At 58.3% G+C, this 16,659-nt stretch carries 14 protein-coding genes; 5 read left to right on the forward strand and 9 right to left on the reverse strand.

What is annotated here, in order from left to right; all coding sequences use genetic code 11:
* Positions 1–65: 65 nt before the first annotated feature.
* The 7 genes from AC3Y5R_RS12380 to ssuD all read right to left on the reverse strand — a co-directional run bounded on the left by AC3Y5R_RS12380 (position 66) and on the right by ssuD (position 8,391).
* Entirely contained in the window at positions 66–1,523 is a 1,458-nt protein-coding gene (locus tag AC3Y5R_RS12380; protein WP_489921579.1) for an MFS transporter, read from the reverse strand.
* Positions 1,524–1,706: 183 nt separating this feature from the next.
* A complete protein-coding gene (locus AC3Y5R_RS12385) occupies positions 1,707–2,579 on the reverse strand; it encodes a MetQ/NlpA family ABC transporter substrate-binding protein (protein ID WP_489921580.1) in 873 nt (290 codons plus the stop codon).
* On the reverse strand, positions 2,576–3,277 hold the full coding sequence (locus AC3Y5R_RS12390) for a methionine ABC transporter permease (protein WP_489921581.1): 702 nt from the start codon (positions 3,275–3,277) through the stop codon (positions 2,576–2,578). Before AC3Y5R_RS12390 ends, AC3Y5R_RS12385 begins: the two co-directional genes overlap by 4 nt.
* On the reverse strand, positions 3,274–4,290 hold the full coding sequence (locus tag AC3Y5R_RS12395; protein ID WP_489921582.1) for a methionine ABC transporter ATP-binding protein: 1,017 nt from the start codon (positions 4,288–4,290) through the stop codon (positions 3,274–3,276). Before AC3Y5R_RS12395 ends, AC3Y5R_RS12390 begins: the two co-directional genes overlap by 4 nt.
* Positions 4,287–5,696, reverse strand: coding sequence for an LLM class flavin-dependent oxidoreductase (locus AC3Y5R_RS12400; protein ID WP_489921583.1), 1,410 nt, complete (start codon positions 5,694–5,696; stop codon positions 4,287–4,289). Before AC3Y5R_RS12400 ends, AC3Y5R_RS12395 begins: the two co-directional genes overlap by 4 nt.
* A gap of 94 nt (positions 5,697–5,790) precedes the next feature.
* On the reverse strand, positions 5,791–7,194 hold the full coding sequence (locus AC3Y5R_RS12405) for an FAD/NAD(P)-binding protein (RefSeq protein WP_489921584.1): 1,404 nt from the start codon (positions 7,192–7,194) through the stop codon (positions 5,791–5,793).
* A gap of 24 nt (positions 7,195–7,218) precedes the next feature.
* Entirely contained in the window at positions 7,219–8,391 is a 1,173-nt protein-coding gene (ssuD, locus tag AC3Y5R_RS12410) for an FMNH2-dependent alkanesulfonate monooxygenase (protein ID WP_489921585.1), read from the reverse strand.
* Between the two features lie 275 nt (positions 8,392–8,666).
* Between ssuD and AC3Y5R_RS12415 the strand changes: the two genes are divergently transcribed.
* Both AC3Y5R_RS12415 and AC3Y5R_RS12420 read left to right on the forward strand, forming a co-directional pair.
* Entirely contained in the window at positions 8,667–10,559 is a 1,893-nt protein-coding gene (locus AC3Y5R_RS12415) for a sigma-54-dependent Fis family transcriptional regulator (RefSeq protein ID WP_489921586.1), read from the forward strand.
* A gap of 145 nt (positions 10,560–10,704) precedes the next feature.
* Complete coding sequence (locus AC3Y5R_RS12420; RefSeq protein ID WP_489921729.1) at positions 10,705–11,604, forward strand: sulfonate ABC transporter substrate-binding protein; 900 nt, start codon at positions 10,705–10,707, stop codon at positions 11,602–11,604.
* Positions 11,605–11,711: 107 nt separating this feature from the next.
* Here AC3Y5R_RS12420 and AC3Y5R_RS12425 read toward each other — a convergent pair whose 3' ends face one another.
* Positions 11,712–13,052 carry an LLM class flavin-dependent oxidoreductase gene (locus AC3Y5R_RS12425; RefSeq protein WP_489921587.1) on the reverse strand — a complete coding sequence of 447 codons (1,341 nt, stop codon included), beginning with the start codon at positions 13,050–13,052 and terminating at the stop codon, positions 11,712–11,714.
* Complete coding sequence (locus AC3Y5R_RS12430) at positions 13,052–14,047, reverse strand: MsnO8 family LLM class oxidoreductase (RefSeq protein WP_489921588.1); 996 nt, start codon at positions 14,045–14,047, stop codon at positions 13,052–13,054. The genes AC3Y5R_RS12425 and AC3Y5R_RS12430 overlap by 1 nt, the downstream gene beginning before the upstream one ends.
* 246 nt (positions 14,048–14,293) lie before the next feature.
* Here AC3Y5R_RS12430 and AC3Y5R_RS12435 point away from each other — a divergent pair, with 246 nt between their 5' ends.
* The 3 genes from AC3Y5R_RS12435 to AC3Y5R_RS12445 are packed head-to-tail and all read left to right on the forward strand — an operon-like array spanning position 14,294 to position 16,642.
* Positions 14,294–15,214, forward strand: coding sequence for an ABC transporter substrate-binding protein (locus AC3Y5R_RS12435; protein WP_489921730.1), 921 nt, complete (start codon positions 14,294–14,296; stop codon positions 15,212–15,214).
* Between the two features lie 17 nt (positions 15,215–15,231).
* Positions 15,232–15,735 (forward strand): GNAT family N-acetyltransferase, encoded by a 504-nt coding sequence (locus AC3Y5R_RS12440; protein ID WP_489921589.1) that lies wholly within the window; start codon positions 15,232–15,234, stop codon positions 15,733–15,735.
* Between the two features lie 10 nt (positions 15,736–15,745).
* Entirely contained in the window at positions 15,746–16,642 is an 897-nt protein-coding gene (locus tag AC3Y5R_RS12445) for an amino acid ABC transporter permease (protein WP_489921590.1), read from the forward strand.
* The last annotated feature ends 17 nt before the right edge of the window (positions 16,643–16,659 follow it).

Consider the following 16,659-nt stretch of genomic DNA (forward strand, 5'->3'; position numbering starts at 1 on the left):
TCTGTGAGGCTCCACACCTTCCTCATCACGGTTGTGCTCAGTATCAAATGAATGGGGCGCGTTCATTACATTTCTCCGGTTTCAGACTGGTCATCGATGTCCTGGCGGGTCGGCTCAAAGCGGATAATCAGCAGGAAGAAGATTGGGATAATTGCCGCCAGCGAGACGATCCAGAACATGTTGGTGCCAAAGGAGGCCTGCAGGATCGGCAGGATAAACAGCGCCAGTGCGCTGCCGATGCCAGACAGCGAACGGCCAAAGCCCACGCCGGTGGCGCGAATATGGGTCGGATAGGAGAGCGCCGGGTAGATCATCATCTGCGCGCCAGGACCAAAGCCTTCGGCGAACAGCCACAGTCCCAGCATCAGAATGGCAAACACCACGCCAACAGCCGCCTGCGGATGCCCGACCAACGCCAGCGAAATCAGCGCGATAAACTGCAGGGCAAAACCGGCAATTGCCACGTGACGCGACGGGAATTTCCACGCCAGGCGCATCCCCAGTAATCCGCCAGTAAAAGCGAACAGCGCGTTCAGCCCCAGCGAGGCGGAGATGGTTTCAAACACGCCCGCGCCCAGGAACTGAGCAAGGATCGACGGCAGAAAGAAGGCAATGGCCGTGTATTCGAAGGAGATGCAGACGTTCATCACCGCGGTGACAATAGTGCGTTCACGATACGGTTTCTGGAACAACACGCGGAAGCTGACTTTGGGTGGTGCTTTTTTCTCCCGCTGCGCGGCAGTGGGTTTTGCTTCGTGCGCCACAATGCCGTAAGAGTCACGCAGAATGCGCACCGCGCCGGTCAGATCACCCTGATTGGCGGCCCACAGCGGCGATTCATTCATAAATTTGCTGCGCACCGCGATGATCAGCAGCGCAGGAACGGCGCCAAACAGCAGCGAAGCACGCCACAGCCAGTCCAGGTGCTCTTTCGGCAGCAGGAAATAGAGTGCAAAGATGATAAAGAAGCAGGCTGAGGATGCCGCGTACCACATCGGGCACCAGGCAGCCAGCCGCGAGGCTTTATTACCCTTACCGGTAAATTTCGAGAATTCTGCCAGGTAGGCCATCGCCACTGGCAAATCGATGCCCACGCCAACCCCCATCAGGAAACGGGCGCCAATCAGCACCCAGACGTTAGGGGCCAGCCCGGCGGCAATAGCGGAAACCACAAAGAACAGCATATCGGCCATAAACACCGAGTAGCGGCCGTATTTGTCGGTCAGCCAGCCGCCCAGCAGGTTGCCGAAGATGGTGCCGATCATAATTGACGAGGTGACAAACCCGGTCAGCGTTGGCGTCAGGCCAAACTCTTTCACCACGTCATCAATGCCGTAGGAGAGCGTGGTCAGGTCGTAAGCATCCAGGAACACGCCGCCCAGCGCCAGAAAGACGATAAAGCGTGCGTAGCTGTTTTTGCGGGTGTTGCCGTTGATCAGTTTCGCCACGTCGCTGACGGAGCGGACCGGTGTTGAGTGCGGCGGCGGTGAACACAGCTCGCCGTCAAGGTTGATTGTACTCATCGTATCCTCAATTTTATTATTGGCAGGTGATGAGCTGTTATAGAAAGGATTACGGCTGAAAACAAACAACAATAAGTACTATAAAATACATAAAATTCAATAAGTTGAATTATTTTTTACCACAAACACAAACGCCGGATTAGCCTGAGGCTAATCCGGTCTGGTCAGGGTGACAGCGGGACTTTACTGGGCGGAAACAGGCACCAGCACCCCCTTCACCAACGGATCGTCGGTATCTTTCAGCCACTGCTGCAGGCGGGGATCGGCAAAAGCTTTTTTCAGCTTCACAATATTCTCATCGTTGAGGTAAGGCGTACCGATCACCAGCTGTGAAGCGAAGGTCTGCGGCGCGGGTGGGAACAGGATCCCCTTCTCGCGCGGCACTTTCCCGGCATCAAACTGGGAAACATAGCCAATGGCGGCATCAACGGAATTCAGTGCCCTCGGCATGGTCAGCAGATCCAGTTCTTTGAAGTTGAAGTTATGCGGATTTTGTCTGATATCCTTCAACTGCGCCGTGCGCGGCTCCACTGCCGGATCCAGCCCAATCAAGCCGATACGTTGTAAAAGCCACAGCGCCTGTCCCTGGTTCGCCCCGTCATTGGGCACGATAATTTCCGCGCCCTGTGGCAGCTCACCGATCGATTTGTAGCGGTCGGAGTAGATGCCGAATGCCCACTGGAACAGCGGCTGCGTTGGCGTCAGCGCAAACTTGTTGGCATCCACCACCTGCTTCAGCCACCACTGATGCTGGTACACCGTGGCCGCATACTGCCCGTCAGCCACTGCCCGGTCAGCCTGCACCGGATCCTGCAGCCCTGTCGCCTCCAGTTTGATGCCGTAATCCGGTGCGATATGCTGGTTAACGTATTCGATCAGCCGCTGCTCTCCGGCCATCGCTGGCTCAAAATGCACTTTCAGGGTGGTGCTGAACGTCACTGCGTTGCGTTTCTGCGCGATAAAGTGCCACGCCAGCCCGGCAATGACGATAATCGCCACCACCACCAGCCACGGCCATGTTTTCTTCTTCCTGATCTCAAAATCCTGCTGCGTCATGATGAATGTGTTCCTGAGTGTTGTAATGCGGCAACCAGTCGATCACCGGTAAACTGAATAAGCTGAATGGTGGCAATCAGCACGACAATGGTGGCGATCATGATGTGATTATCGAAACGCTGGTAGCCATAGACCACCGCCAGATACCCAATGCCCCCGGCGCCGATGGTTCCGGCAATGGCCGAATACTCAATCATTGAGATCAGGTTCAGCACAATGGCGGCAACAATCGCCGGAAGTGCCTCACTGAGCTGCGCGCGGGTAATGATTTGCCAGGTGGAACCGCCGGAAACCAGCCCGACGGCGGTCACCTCTGCTGGCAGCTCACGCAGTGAGTTCTCCACCAGCCGGGCAAAAAAAGGCGTTCCGGCGACAATCATCGGGATCACCGCCGCAGGAATGCCAATGGTGGTTCCGGTCAGCCAGAAGGTGAACGGAATAATCGCCGCCATCAGCACCAGAAACGGCAGCGATCGGCCCATGTTCACTATCCAGCTAAGGCTGCGGTTGACCGTGGCCTGCGGAAAAAGACCACGTCGGGAGGTGTTAAACAGCACCACGCCCAGCAGGCCACCCAGCGTCACCACAAACAGCATCACGATGCCGACCATCAGCCAGGTCTCTCCGTAGGCGGGCAGCATCAGGGTGTGGATCTGGCTCCACGGCGTGTCGTGGCTCATTACGTCTGCGGGTTTCATCCTGCCTCCTGTAATGCCGGAAGCTGGTCAGTGAGTTCCGCATTAATGCCCAGCTGCCAGAGGTGCTGGATCAGCGTCTGTGGCTGAACGGAACGCTGACCGAAGCGCACCGCAATCCGCATCCGCCCGGCAAGACGTTCGCCAACCTGCTCGACATGCGCGGCCAGCAGATCGATGTGCAGCTGATAGTGCTGGCTGAGCTGGCTGATCCAGTCGGCAGCCAGCGGGCGGTCGCCATAGGTTAACTGCAGGTGCAGATCGCCCGCAGCCTTCAGCGGCTGCAGCGGGAACAGCTGCTGAGCCAGCCGTGAGTCAGGCCGCGCCAGCAGTTCATTCAGCGCCCCCTGCTGGATCAGCTGCCCGTCGCTGATTTCAGCCACAGCGTCGGCCGCGCGACGGACGACGTCCATCTCGTGGGTGATCAGAATTATCGAGAGTCCAAACCGATCGCGCAGCTGTTTAAACAGGTTAAGAATGGCGCTGGTAGTCTGCGGGTCCAGCCCTGAAGTCGCCTCATCGGCCAGCAGAACCGAAGGCTTCAGCGCCAGTGCACGGGCGATCCCTACCCGCTGCCGCTGTCCGCCGGAAAGCTGCGCGGGATAGTAATCAGCCTTATCCTGAAGCCCGACGCTCTCCAGCAGTTGTCCGACATGGCGTTTGATCTCGCCCGGCACCACGCCCAGCCACTCCAGCGGCAGCGCGACGTTTTCCCAGGCCGTTTTACGCTGCAGCAGCGCTGAGGACTGGAAAACGGTGCCGATAGCCCGTCGCTCACGCCGCAGGGCTTCGCCCGACAGGCGTGACAGATCCTCGCCATTAACGCGAATGCTGCCTGATGAAGGTTTCTCCAGCAGGCTGATGCACTTGGCCAGGGTTGACTTCCCCGCGCCGCTGGGGCCGACCACTGCGGTGATTGATGCAGGCGGCACGGTCAGCGAAATGCCTTTCAGCACTTCAATCACTTTGCCCCCCGGTGCCCGGTAATGTTTTCTCAGGCCGTCGATTTCAATCATACGGCCCCCTCGTTCTCGGTCGTCAAACTGTCACTGGATGTACGACGATAGCCCGCTCCCGGATGCGGAATCTCCAGCCTTGGCCCCTGACGGAACAGCTTCTCGCGCAGCGTGCCGGGCTGGTACTCCTGCTTGTAAACACCGCGTTTTTGCAGCTCCGGGATCAGCAGCTCCACCACGTCGGTAAAGGTTTCATGGGTTACGGCATAGGCAAGGTTGAAGCCGTCCACATCGGTATCGATCACCCAGCTCTGCAGCTCGTCGGCTACCGTTTCCGGGCTGCCCACCAGCAGCGGGCCAAAGCCGCCAATGCCAACCCAGTCCGCCAGCGCCTGTACCGTCCACTGACGGTTCGGATCGGCGGTAGAGAAGGTTTCCACCGCCGACTGAATGGCGTTGGTGTGCAGATGCTTCAACACCTGGTCCGGCTGATACTGGCCGAAATCGATGCCGGTCCAGCCGGAGATCAGCGCCAGCGCGCCTTCGTAACTGACGTAACTTTTGTACTCCTGCCACTTCGCCTGCGCGGCTTTGTCCGTTTCACCGACAATGACCGTTTGCAGGTTGAAAATCAGGATGCTGCGCGGATCTCGCCCCGCTTCAGCAGCACGGCGGCGAATATCGGCCACGGTTTTTTTCAGCAGCACTTTGGACGGTGCAGCGACAAAGACGCATTCGGCATGTTCCGCGGCGAACTGCTTGCCACGGCTGGATGCGCCAGCCTGATACAGCACCGGCGTACGCTGTGGCGAAGGTTCACACAGGTGGATCCCTGGCACCTGGAAAAAGGTGCCCTGATGATTAATTGGGTGGATCTTTTTCGGGTCACTGAAGATGCGGCGCTCGCGGTCGCGCAGGATCGCCCCCTCTTCCCAGCTCCCCTCCAGCAGCTTGTAGATCACCTGCAGATACTCGTCGGCGTAGTCATAACGGGCATCGTGGTCGGTCTGTGCCTGGTAGCCGATATTACGGGCGCCGCTTTCCAGGTAGGAAGTGACGATATTCCAGCCAACGCGGCCCTTAGTCAGGTGATCCAGCGTGGAGATGCGGCGGGCAAAAGGATAAGGGTGCTCAAACGACAGCGAAGCCGTCAGGCCAAAGCCCAGATGCTCGGTGACCAGCGCCATCGGCGTGATCAGCGCCAGCGGATCGTTAACCGGCACCTGAGTAGCGTGACGGATGGCCGCTTCGTTATTGCCATTAAGCACGTCATACACACCCAGCACGTCGGCAATAAACAACCCGTCGAACTTGCCGCGCTCCAGCAGGCGGGCCAGATCGGTCCAGTAAGAGAGGTCTTTATATTGCCAGGAGCGATCGCGTGGATGCGCCCACAGACCGGGAGACTGGTGACCGACACAGTTCATATCAAAAGCATTAAGGCGAATTTCACGTTGCGATGGCATAGCAGGCTCCAGAGCGGCGGCGGGCAGAGGCTCTCCGTCCGTCGCGGCAATTATTTTAATAAAAAGGGGAATTCTGAGAAGTAAACGGGAGTCGTTAAGCGGGACATCGCTCTCTGGCCGTCAGGGAAGGAACGCCGAGCAGTTGGCGGGCCAGCGACTCCGCATGCTCGGCCACCTGAGGCAGCCCCATCAGCTCGCCAAACCGGCCACGGGCCGCCGGTCCCACCACATACAGATGAGGATTCGCTTCTCCCTGTTCGTTCATCGTCTGTGACGCGGCATTAACGTGGATGCCAAGCGCCAGCGGATCGGCCTGAACAGTGCCTTCTCCGGCCAGTTGGCTGAGCAATGCATCGCTCTGCAACAGTGCGCCATGTGCCGGACCGGTAGTGACAATCAGCCGATCCACAGTCAGCGTTTCTGCCTCGCCGTCACGCGGCTTAAGGGTCAGGTTAATCGCGCAGCCATCAGCCGCGACCTGGCTCAGACGGGCAGCTACCACCCGAAGCTGTCCGCCCTGCTGGCGCTGGTTGAGCACTTCACTGACCTGCGGCGCAATGCGATAGCGATGGACGTCCCACCACGGACGAAGATGACGCAAAAACCGGCGCTGCTCTTTTAACGACAGCTGCTGCCAGATGCGCTGGCCGTTCTGGCGGATATCGTCCAGCACCAGCTGCCACGGCAGATTTTCGGCGGCAGCCTCGCGCACTTCGTCACGGATCCGTTTCAGCCAGGCGCGGGCAGTGGCCTGCTGCGGGCGAGTGTAATCCAGCGGGCGGGGCTCGAAATCGCCGCTGAGGTTATTTCGGGGCAGTTGTCCACGGCGTGAGAAGACCACAATCCTGCCACAATGTCCCTGCCGCTGCAGCGAGGCCACCACATCAGACATAGTGAGGCCGCTGCCAATAATCGCCACGCGATCGCTTTTCGCCACGTCGGCCAGAGCATCATGCCGCCATGGATTAGCAATCAATCCCGGATGCCCGCTTAATGCTGATGCCAGGTTATGCGGCACGGCTGGCATTGGATGGCTGATCGCCAGCACTACTTCATCTGCCGGGATCCGCTGCCCGGAATGCGTGACAACGTCACCATCAATCAGCGTCACGGCTTTGTCATGAACGTGACGAAGCGTGACGGCTGAAACAGCTTTAACTTCAGCATACTGTGCTGCAACATAAGCCGCGAACTGTCCGCGCTGCGGGTAAACCTGGCCGTCCAACCACAGGGCATGCGGATCGGCATCCAGTGCGTCCGAAGCACGATACCAACGGTCAAAATCCCCTTCCTCCGCCGCAGAAAGCTGCATGCGTGAAGCCGGTACATTAATGCGATGAGCCGGATCGCGGGTGCCATAGGCAACGCCCTGCGCCAGCTGCTCGCGGGGTTCGATCACCGTCACTTTCAGCCCTGCAGTGCCGAGACGCGCAAGGTGGATCGCCAGCGCCGTGCCGGTGAACCCGCCGCCGATAATTACGATATGCTTTTCAGCCATAATCCAACTCCGGATGGTCAACAGTTACTTAGCGCTGGCTGGCTTGTTCGGGCGACGGTCGCCGCCGATGGTTTCACCAAAAGGCCCGGTGTTTACCGTGCGCTGGCGTTTTTCCGCATTGGCAGCCAGTGGCAGCAGCGGCATCACCAGTTCGGCAAAGCGGTGCGCTTCTTCCAGATGCGGATAGCCGGACAGAATAAAATTCTCAATGCCCAACGCCTGATATTCGCGGATACGTTCAGCCACCTGTTCAGGGCTGCCCACCAGCGCGGTACCGGCTCCGCCCCGCACCAGACCTACCCCGGCCCACAAATTCGGCCCAATACGCAGACTGTCTTTTGAACCGCCGTGCAGGGCACTCATGCGTGCCTGTCCGGTTGAGTCCATGCGCGAGAAAATCTTCTGGGCGCTTGCAATCGTCTCTTCATCCAGATGGGCAATCAGCCGGTCTGCGGCGGCCCAGGCTTCTTCTTCTGTTTCACGGACGATCACGTGCAGACGGATGCCGTAACTCAACTTCCGTCCGCGTTCTTCGGCACGCTGGCGAACCACGGCCAGTTTCTCCGCCACCTGTTCCACCGGTTCTCCCCACGTCAGATAAGTGTCGATCTGGCTGGCAGCAACATCGATGGCTTCATCAGAAGAGCCGCCAAAGTAGAGCGGCGGCCCGTTTTCCTGTACCGGTGGGAACAGCACTTCCGCTCCTTCCACGCGGATGTGTTCACCAGAGAAATCGACTTTTTCCCCCTTCAGTAAACGCGAATAGACCTCAAGGAACTCTCGGGTGACCTGATAGCGTTCCGCGTGGCTGAGGAAAATGCCGTCGCCTTTGTTCTCTACCGGGTCGCCTCCGGTTACGACGTTAATCAGCAGGCGGCCTTCAGAGAGGCGATCCAGCGTAGCGGCCATCCGCGCGGCCAGGCTGGGCGGCTGCAAACCGGGACGGACAGCCACCAGATAACGCAGGCGTTTGGTGATCGGAGCCAGCGCTGAAGCCACCAGCCAGGAGTCCTCGCAACTTTTGCCGGTGGGGATCAGCACGCCGTAGTAACCAAGATTGTCTGCCGCCAGCGCCACCTGTTGCAGGTAAGGCAGGTCGACTGCCCTTCCTCCCTGAGTCGTGCCCAGATAGCGCCCGTCGCCATGAGTGGGCAAAAACCAGAAGACATTGATGTTTTCCTGCGCGGCTTCAGTCATTATCACTTTCCCTTATAACGTTATTTGAATTTATTTTATAGATTCATCGTGTTTGGTTATAATCCATATTGCAGAATGCGTGCCAGCATTGAACGGTTTTATTATCTATTTATATCAACAGGTTATAATTTACCACCAGGCCATCAGACTGCTGCAAATGCAGCAGGTGCTGCCATGTTAATGCTGCATTTGCAACTTTCACCCTCAGCCACCCTCTCGCCACCGCAACAGTCTGGCGGTATCGTTTTCGCACTTTCCCTCGCCAGGAGTCAGAGATGCAAAACCAGGGTCCCGAGCTGATCGATCCCGCCTCCATCGCCTTTCAGAACGTGCTGGACCGGCTTGCCCCAACCGATGCCACAGTGCTGATCGTCGGTGAAACCGGCACCGGGAAAGAGGTGGTGGCGCGCTATCTGCATCATCACAGCCCGCGAAGACAGCAGCCATTTCTGGCAGTCAACTGCGGCGCACTGACTGAAAGCCTGGCGGAGTCTGAGTTGTTTGGTCATGAGAAAGGTGCCTTTACCGGCGCGGCAGAGCGCCATCAGGGCTGGTTTGAAGCGGCGGAAGGCGGCACGCTGCTACTGGATGAGATCGGTGAGCTGAGCCTGCCGCTGCAGGTGAAGCTGCTGCGGGTATTGCAGGAGCGGGAAGTGACGCGGGTGGGTTCGCATCGTCCGGTTAAAGTGAACGTACGCGTGGTGGCCGCTACTCATGTGGATCTGGCAAGTGCCATTCGCGAGCGCCGCTTCCGTGAAGATCTCTATTACCGGCTGAACGTCGCGGCGGTGACGCTGCCCCCACTGCGCCAGCGGCGTGAGGATATTCCGCTGCTGGCCGACCATTTCCTGCAGCTGTATGGCCGCCGTCTGGGCCGCCCGCAGCTTAAGCTCAGCGAAGAGACACTGGCCACGCTGATGGACTATACCTGGCCGGGGAATATCCGCGAGCTGGAGAATACTCTGCATAACGCGGTGTTGCTGAGCAGAGAACCTCTGATTACTCCTGCACAACTGCGGCTGACTCCAATGAATGCAGCCGCAGCCGGGAGCGCTCGCGAAGCGTCGCTGGATACCTTTATGCGCCAGCAGTTGCAGGATAACGCCAGCCCGGTTTACCAACGCGTTCTCTCTTCGCTGGTACGCAACGCGTTTGAACTCAGCGATGGCAACCAGCTGCAGACAGCCTCTCTGCTCGGGATCAGCCGCAATACGCTGCGTACCCATCTTGGTCACCTGGGGCTGATCAAACCGCGCCGCAGCCTGGCTGGTTTCAGCAGCCGCACCAGCCCGGCGGAGGCGAATAAAGAACGTGAACTGCGGGTGGGTTATCAGAAGTTCGGCAATCTGGGGATCCTCAAAGCCCGCCAGTCGCTGGAAGCACAGTTTTCCAGCCAGGGTGTCAGCGTGTTGTGGAGCGAGTTTCCCGCCGGGCCGCAGTTGCTGCACGCCCTGAATAACGGTGAAATCGATTTTGGCACCACCGGTGAAGTACCGCCGCTGTTTGCGCAGGCCAGCAATCAGCCGCTGCTGTATGTGGCCTGGGAACCGGCTGCGCCACAGAGCGTGGCATTAATGGTCGCCCGCGACAGCCCGATCCACTCTCTTGCCGACCTGAGAGGCAAGCGGATTGCGGTGAACAAAGGGTCCAACGTTCACTACCTGCTGCTGCAAATTCTGGATGAGGCAGGCATGACGCTGGATGACGTGCGCGTGGTCTATGCGCCACCGAAATATCCGCTGACGCCCAGCGATCATCACGCCGTGGATGCCTGGATGATGTGGGATCCGCTGCTGAGCGATGCCGAAGAGAGCGGACAGTTGCGGGCGATTGCCAATGGCGTTGAGCGGGTTAACAACCATCAGTTCTATCTCGCCCACCGCGATTTCGCCAGCCGTTCCGCCGATTTACTGCATGCGCTGATGTCGGCACTGGAGCAGACCGGGCGCTATATCGACAGCAATCGGGAAGAAGCGGCCGTTCTGCTTTCGTCCGAGCTGGGGCTGGCTACCTCCTCGCTGAGCCGCGCCCTGGCCCGCCGCAGCCACCAGACGCAACGCATGGATCTGCACATCATTCGCCAGCAGCAGGCGATAGCCGATCGCTTTTACGCGCTGGGCCTGCTGCCAAGAGCGATCAAGGTAGGGGATGCGGTGTGGCGGGAATGAATTTTTCAGCTTAGGATATGCTTTTTACTCGTTAAGCAGTTTTCACGCAGTTTGCTATGTTGCGCTGATACCACTTTTATTCAGGGAAAAAATCGTGAAAAAATATCTCCTTGGCGGCCTTATTGCCGCTGCTCTGACCGGAACGATGCACCCAGCGCTGGCGGAAACTGCGCCAAAAACGGTCACTATTGGCTATCAGAAAGCCAATATCTTTGCGCTGCTGAAGTACCGCGGCACGCTGGACACCGATTTTAAAAAACAGGGAATTGCCGTGCGCTGGGTCGAATTTCCGGCCGGGCCACAGATGCTGGAAGGCCTGAACGTTGGCAGCATCGATCTGGCCGCCACCGGTGACGCGCCTCCGGCATTCGCTCAGGCCGCCAAAGCCGATCTGGTCTATCTGGCCCACTCTCCGGCTAACCCGAAAACCGAAGCGATTGTGGTGCCGGAAAGCTCCGCCATCAAATCTGTAGCCGACCTGAAAGGCAAGCGGGTGGCGCTGAACAAAGGCTCGGATGTTAATTATCTGCTGGTCACCGCGCTGGAAAATGCCGGGCTGAGCTACAAAGATATCACCCCGGTCTACCTGCCACCTGCCGATGCCCGTGCCGCTTTCCAGCGTGGCGCGGTGGATGCCTGGGTTATCTGGGAGCCCTACCTCTCCGAAGTGGAAACCAATGCCAAAGCGCGACTGGTGAAGAATGCTGAAGGCCTGGTGCCACACTATACCTTCTACCTCGCCAGCCGGAAGTTCGCCGATACCTGGCCGCAGACCGCGAAGCAGGTGGTGGTGGAATTAGGGACGCTGAGCGACTGGGCGAATAAGAACCCACAGGATGCGGCTAAAATCCTCTCGACTTCTACCAGTCTGCCACAGCCAATTTGGGAGAAAGCCATCAGCAGAATGCCGTTTGGTTCAGAGCGTATGACGCCGGAAGTGTTCAGCGAGCAGCAGAAGCTGGCCGACAAATTCACCCAGATTGGGCTGCTGCCGGTGAAGGTGGTGGTCAGCACGGCGACCTGGTCGCTGGATAAGAAAGAGTAAACCTGAACGCCAGCCCCCTGATGGACTGGCATTAACGAAAGTGGGGTTGCCTTACGACAGGGTACCCCGAACCATTTCAGTGCCACCTTATGGCCCACCATCGCTTATTATTTCCCAACTAACCGACTCTCGCCCTGCTTCAACTGTACCTTGCTGGCATAACGATTAACCTTAAACGGGATCCCCAGCCTTGCCCGCAGAGTTGTCTCTTCTGAAGGCTGCCAGTAACCGCGCCCGGCAAGAATCGGCAGCACGTGGCGGGTGATATCCTCCAGCGCCTCCACCAGTACCGGGCCGCTGATGATAAAACCACTGGCGCCGCCCTCTTCCACCCAGCGGATAAAGGTGTCGGCAACCTGATCCGGTGTACCAAAAAACTCGCCTCTTGGCAGCGTGGTTTCAAAGGCAACCTGGCGCAGAGTTTGCTGCTGCTCTTTCGCCCGGCGCTTGATGCTGTCGGTGGTGGAGCGGAAGGTATTTTCTCCCAGCTCGCCCAGTTCCGGGAACGGTCCGTCCAGTGAATACTGGCTGAAATCGTGGTGATCGAAGAAACGGCCGAGATAGGCCAGCGCATCTTCCGTCGACAGCAGCGAGAGCAGATGCTGATATTTCGCTTCCGCTTCCTCCGGCGTGTAGCCGACAATCGGACTGATGCCAGGGAAAATCCCTGGCGCTTCGCGGTGATTTTTCTCCACTTCCGCCTGCAATTTCGCCGAATAGATTTTGGCTTCTTCCAGCGTGCGGGCGTTGGTAAAGACCGCATCGGCGGATTTTCCCGCCAGTTCAATACCGGTATCGGAAGCGCCAGCCTGGAAGATCACCGGCTGCCCCTGCGGCGAACGCTGAATATTAAGCGGCCCCTCTACAGAAAAAAATTTCCCATGATGATTAAGCTTGTGCAGTTTGGATGCATCGAAAAAGACGCCGCTCTGGCGGTCACGGACAAAGGCATCATCCTCCCAGGAATCCCACAACCCCTGCACCACGCTGATATATTCTTCCGCAATCTGATAGCGCAGCGCATGATCCGGGTGCTCTTTGCCAAAATTCTTTGATGAACCGGCCAGCGGCGAGGTCACCACATTCCATCCGGCGCGGCCTCCGCTGATGTTATCCAGGGTGGCCAGCTGGCGGGCGACGGTAAAGGGATCGCTGTATGAAGTGGAGACCGTGCCGGCGAGGCCAATTTTCTCCGTCACCCCAGCCAGTGCATTTAGCAGCGCCACCGGCTCGAAGCGATTGAGGAAATGCGGTAACGATTTTTCGTTGATATGCAGGCCATCGGCGACGAACAGAAAATCGAAGTTTGCCGCTTCGGCACGCTGCGCCAGCCAGGTGAAATAACGGAAATTCACGCTGGCGTCCGCGGGCGCTTTCTCATGACGCCAGGAGTGCATATGCCCGCCCGCGCCGTGCAACATCAGGCCCAGCTTGATATTTTTACTCATCAGATCTCCTTAACCTGCTGGCCCGCCAGCAACGCAATGGAACGCAAACGCAGACCGGCATCGGCCAGCGGCGTGTGCAGAATAAATTCAGAGACGTTCAGACGCTGCTGCAAAGCAGCAAGCTGCTGGTGAATGGCCGATGCGGTGCCGTGTAGCACGGCGAGCGGCTGCTTATCGATGCGATAATCGCTGACGCCTGACTGGCGAACGAACGCTTCAGCCTGTTCCAGCGTGCCAACGGTGACGTGCCTCTCTCCGAGCGTGACAAGGAAGTTGTGCTGCTCGGCGATCAGCTCTTCTGCCTCCTGCCGGGTTTCCGTTGCGAAGGCGGCAAGGCTGATCAACGCCTGACCTTTGCCCTGAGAGAATTCATGGTAAGCCATAACGGCCTCAGTCATCACCGCTTCAGAAGTGTTGATAAACCCGGCAAAAACAAAGTTCCAGCCCAGCGAGGCAGCCAGCCGGGCGCTCTCTTTACTGGCTCCCAGCAGGAAGCGTTCCGGAGGCCGGGACGGCGTGGGCAACGCCCGGGCTTCGGTTCCGGCCTGCTCAGGATCGGGCGGATTCAGATAGTGGGTGAGCTGCTCAAGCAACGTCGGAAAATCATCGCGCCTGTCTGCTGCCAAACCCTGCAAAGCTCTGGTGGAGAGCGGCAGGCCACCCGGCGCTTTGCCAATCCCCAGATCCACCCTGCCAGGCGCCAGCGAAGCCAGCAGATGAAAATTCTCGGCGACTTTATACGGGCTGTAATGCTGCAGCATCACCCCGCCGGAGCCGATGCGCAGGTGGCTGGTCTGCGCCAGCAGCCAGGCGATCAGCACCTCTGGCGAACTGCCTGCCAGCCGATCGCTGTCATGGTGCTCTGACACCCACAGCCGGTGATAGCCCAGCCGCTCCGCCTCACGGGCAAAAGTCAGCGTGGCGGCCAGCGCCGCTTCCGGGTTCTGCCCCTCAGCCAGCGGGCTTTGATCTAATAAGCTCAGGCGATAACTCATTCAGGCATTCCTTATGGCACTGTTTAACGCGAGAATTTCATATAACCCGGCACAGCCTAAATATTAATTCTGACTTAGCATTACTGGCTGACAAATAAACCCACGCTCTTCTGTTCTGCTATTAATTTCTTTTTTCCTTTTGTTATTTCCCCCTTTGTTTATTTAATTTTGTTGTTTTACTTCAACGGGAGCATCCGGAATAGTGCGGACAGACCGGAAATATGAACAGGGAACAATAATAAAATGATGCATAGCACCCGCTTCACCACGCTGGCCCTGCTGATGGGCCTCAGTTCCGCCGCCATCGCCGCGCCAGGTATTGACCTGGCGGCCAATGAAACCCCAATCCACACACCCAAAAGCGCCGAAGCGGCTGCACTGATCCCGGCGAACTATAAATTTGTGCACCCCGGCACGCTGACCGTGGCCATCTCCCTGCTGGGCAGCGGCCCGCCATTTGGTCTGTATGCCCGCGATAATAAAACGGTGATTGGCAGCGAAGCGGATATTGCCCGCCTGGTGGCAGACGGGCTGGGATTGAAGCTGAATATTGTTCCGGCCTCCTGGGAAGACTGGCCGCTGGGCGTGACCTCCGGGAAATATGATGCGGCGGTTTATAACATTACCGTGACCAAAGAACGCAAAGCCCGATTTGATTTTGCGACCTATCGACAGGACACGCTGGGTTTTTACGTTAAAACCAGCAGCAAAATCACCAAAATAAGTGAAGCTCCGGATATCGCCGGTAAAAAGATCATTGTCGGTTCCGGCACCAATCAGGAAGCCGTGCTGCTGGCATGGGACAAGGAGAACCGCGCGAAAGGCTTACCAGCTATGCAGCCGTTGTACGTCACTGATGATGCGGCCGCCACCCTCGCGCTCCAGTCTGGTCGGGCGGATGCCACTTTCGGTCCAAACGTTGCCGGCGCTTATAAATCACGTCTGACCGGCACCACCCGCCTGGCTGGCACGGTGCCCGGCGGCTGGCCGCAGACCGCCAATATCGCGGTCACCCTGAAAAAAGGCAGCGGACTGGTCAATGCCGTGCAGGCTTCGCTGAACAGCGCCATCGCCAGCGGCAGCTATCTGAAGGTGCTGGATCGCTGGGGAGAAACCGTTGACAAAATCGACCATTCCGAGATTAACCCGCCGGGACTCGGCGACTGATAACCGGAGAGCAACCAATGATCGAAGATATCTTTATTCATACCCGTCCTGACGATCCGCTGATTGAACCGATCATTGACGGCCTGTTTGCCGAATACCATGACCGCTACGGCGACTACTTCGGCGATCAGGAAGAGGAACCGCTGGGGCTGTATGCCCCTCCGGACGGCGCTTTTATCGTACTGCTACGGCACGAAACACCAATCGCCATGGGGGCGTTCAAACGCTATAACGCGCAGACCGCCGAGCTGAAACGCATCTGGACCCACCGTTCCATGCGCAGGCAGGGACTGGCGCAGAAGGTACTGGCTGAGCTTGAAAATCTTGCACTCCGGCAGGGCTATCAACAGCTGTTCCTGACCACTGGTTTTCGCCAGCCGGAGGCCGTGGGCCTTTACCTGTCGCATGGCTATCAGCCACAGTTTGATACCACGGTCGATCCTGAACGCTACTCACTGCCCCCTTTTGATGGCCGGTTGCCCTTCACCAAGGCGCTGAATGCCCTGGTCAACTGCGCATAAGGAACCTGCCATGACAACACAACAGGCTGTCCATCCCCTGAAGGTCATTCCGGCACGCTATCCGCTGCGGCTGGCTGGCGCCGTCTTCTCCCTGTTTATCGTGCTGGGCATTATCCAGTCGATAGCCACCAACCCGCGCTGGGAGTGGCAGGTCTTTGCCCGGTGGTTCTTCGACCCCGCAATTCTCAGCGGACTGGGCAAAACGCTGCTCCTCACCCTGCTCGGCACGGTGTTTGGTACGCTGATCGGCACAGCGCTGGCGCTGGCCCGCCTGTCGCAGTCGTGGCTGCTGAAGGCGCTGGCCTGGGGCTATATCTGGCTGTTCCGCTCGCTGCCTCTGCTGCTGGTGTTGATCATCCTTTATAACTTCTCCTATCTGTACGACAGCCTGTCGCTGGGCATCCCTTTCACTTCGGTGACCTTTTTCACCCATGCCACCACCGATTTGCTGGATCAGTTCACCGTAGCGGTGCTTGGCCTGTCGATGGTTCAGGGAGCCTATACCGCTGAAATTATCCGTGGCGGCATTACCGGCGTCGACCACGGTCAGCATGAAGCGGCCGCCGCGCTGGGTCTGCCCCCTGCCCGCCGCACGTTTCGCATCATCCTGCCACAGGCGCTGCGGGCCATTCTGCCCACCGGCTTTAATGAGGTGATCAGCCTCGCCAAGGGCACCGCGATTGTCTATGTGCTGTCGATGCCGGAACTGTTTTATACCGTGCAGGTGCTCTACAACCGCACCCAGCAGGTGATCCCGCTGCTGATGGTGGCCAGCGTCTGGTATCTGCTGATCACCACCGTGCTTTCCATCCTGCAGCATTTCGTCGAACGCTTTTTCTCCCGCGGCGTGCTGCGCCCCACCGTTCCTCGTCGGCTGAGTTTATTTCGCCGCGCGCTCAGAGTTTGATCCCAGAGGAGTGACCT

It is taken from the genome of Erwinia sp. 009765445 (genome assembly GCF_058137865.1).

Coding starts and splice junctions, on each gene's coding strand:
- AC3Y5R_RS12380 (WP_489921579.1), bottom strand. CDS start 1,523: ATGAGTACAATCAACCTTGACGGCGAGCTGTGTTCACCGCCGCCGCAC.
- AC3Y5R_RS12385 (WP_489921580.1), bottom strand. CDS start 2,579: ATGACGCAGCAGGATTTTGAGATCAGGAAGAAGAAAACATGGCCGTGG.
- AC3Y5R_RS12390 (WP_489921581.1), bottom strand. CDS start 3,277: ATGAAACCCGCAGACGTAATGAGCCACGACACGCCGTGGAGCCAGATC.
- AC3Y5R_RS12395 (WP_489921582.1), bottom strand. CDS start 4,290: ATGATTGAAATCGACGGCCTGAGAAAACATTACCGGGCACCGGGGGGC.
- AC3Y5R_RS12400 (WP_489921583.1), bottom strand. CDS start 5,696: ATGCCATCGCAACGTGAAATTCGCCTTAATGCTTTTGATATGAACTGT.
- AC3Y5R_RS12405 (WP_489921584.1), bottom strand. CDS start 7,194: ATGGCTGAAAAGCATATCGTAATTATCGGCGGCGGGTTCACCGGCACG.
- ssuD (WP_489921585.1), bottom strand. CDS start 8,391: ATGACTGAAGCCGCGCAGGAAAACATCAATGTCTTCTGGTTTTTGCCC.
- AC3Y5R_RS12415 (WP_489921586.1), top strand. CDS start 8,667: ATGCAAAACCAGGGTCCCGAGCTGATCGATCCCGCCTCCATCGCCTTT.
- AC3Y5R_RS12420 (WP_489921729.1), top strand. CDS start 10,705: ATGCACCCAGCGCTGGCGGAAACTGCGCCAAAAACGGTCACTATTGGC.
- AC3Y5R_RS12425 (WP_489921587.1), bottom strand. CDS start 13,052: ATGAGTAAAAATATCAAGCTGGGCCTGATGTTGCACGGCGCGGGCGGG.
- AC3Y5R_RS12430 (WP_489921588.1), bottom strand. CDS start 14,047: ATGAGTTATCGCCTGAGCTTATTAGATCAAAGCCCGCTGGCTGAGGGG.
- AC3Y5R_RS12435 (WP_489921730.1), top strand. CDS start 14,294: ATGCATAGCACCCGCTTCACCACGCTGGCCCTGCTGATGGGCCTCAGT.
- AC3Y5R_RS12440 (WP_489921589.1), top strand. CDS start 15,232: ATGATCGAAGATATCTTTATTCATACCCGTCCTGACGATCCGCTGATT.
- AC3Y5R_RS12445 (WP_489921590.1), top strand. CDS start 15,746: ATGACAACACAACAGGCTGTCCATCCCCTGAAGGTCATTCCGGCACGC.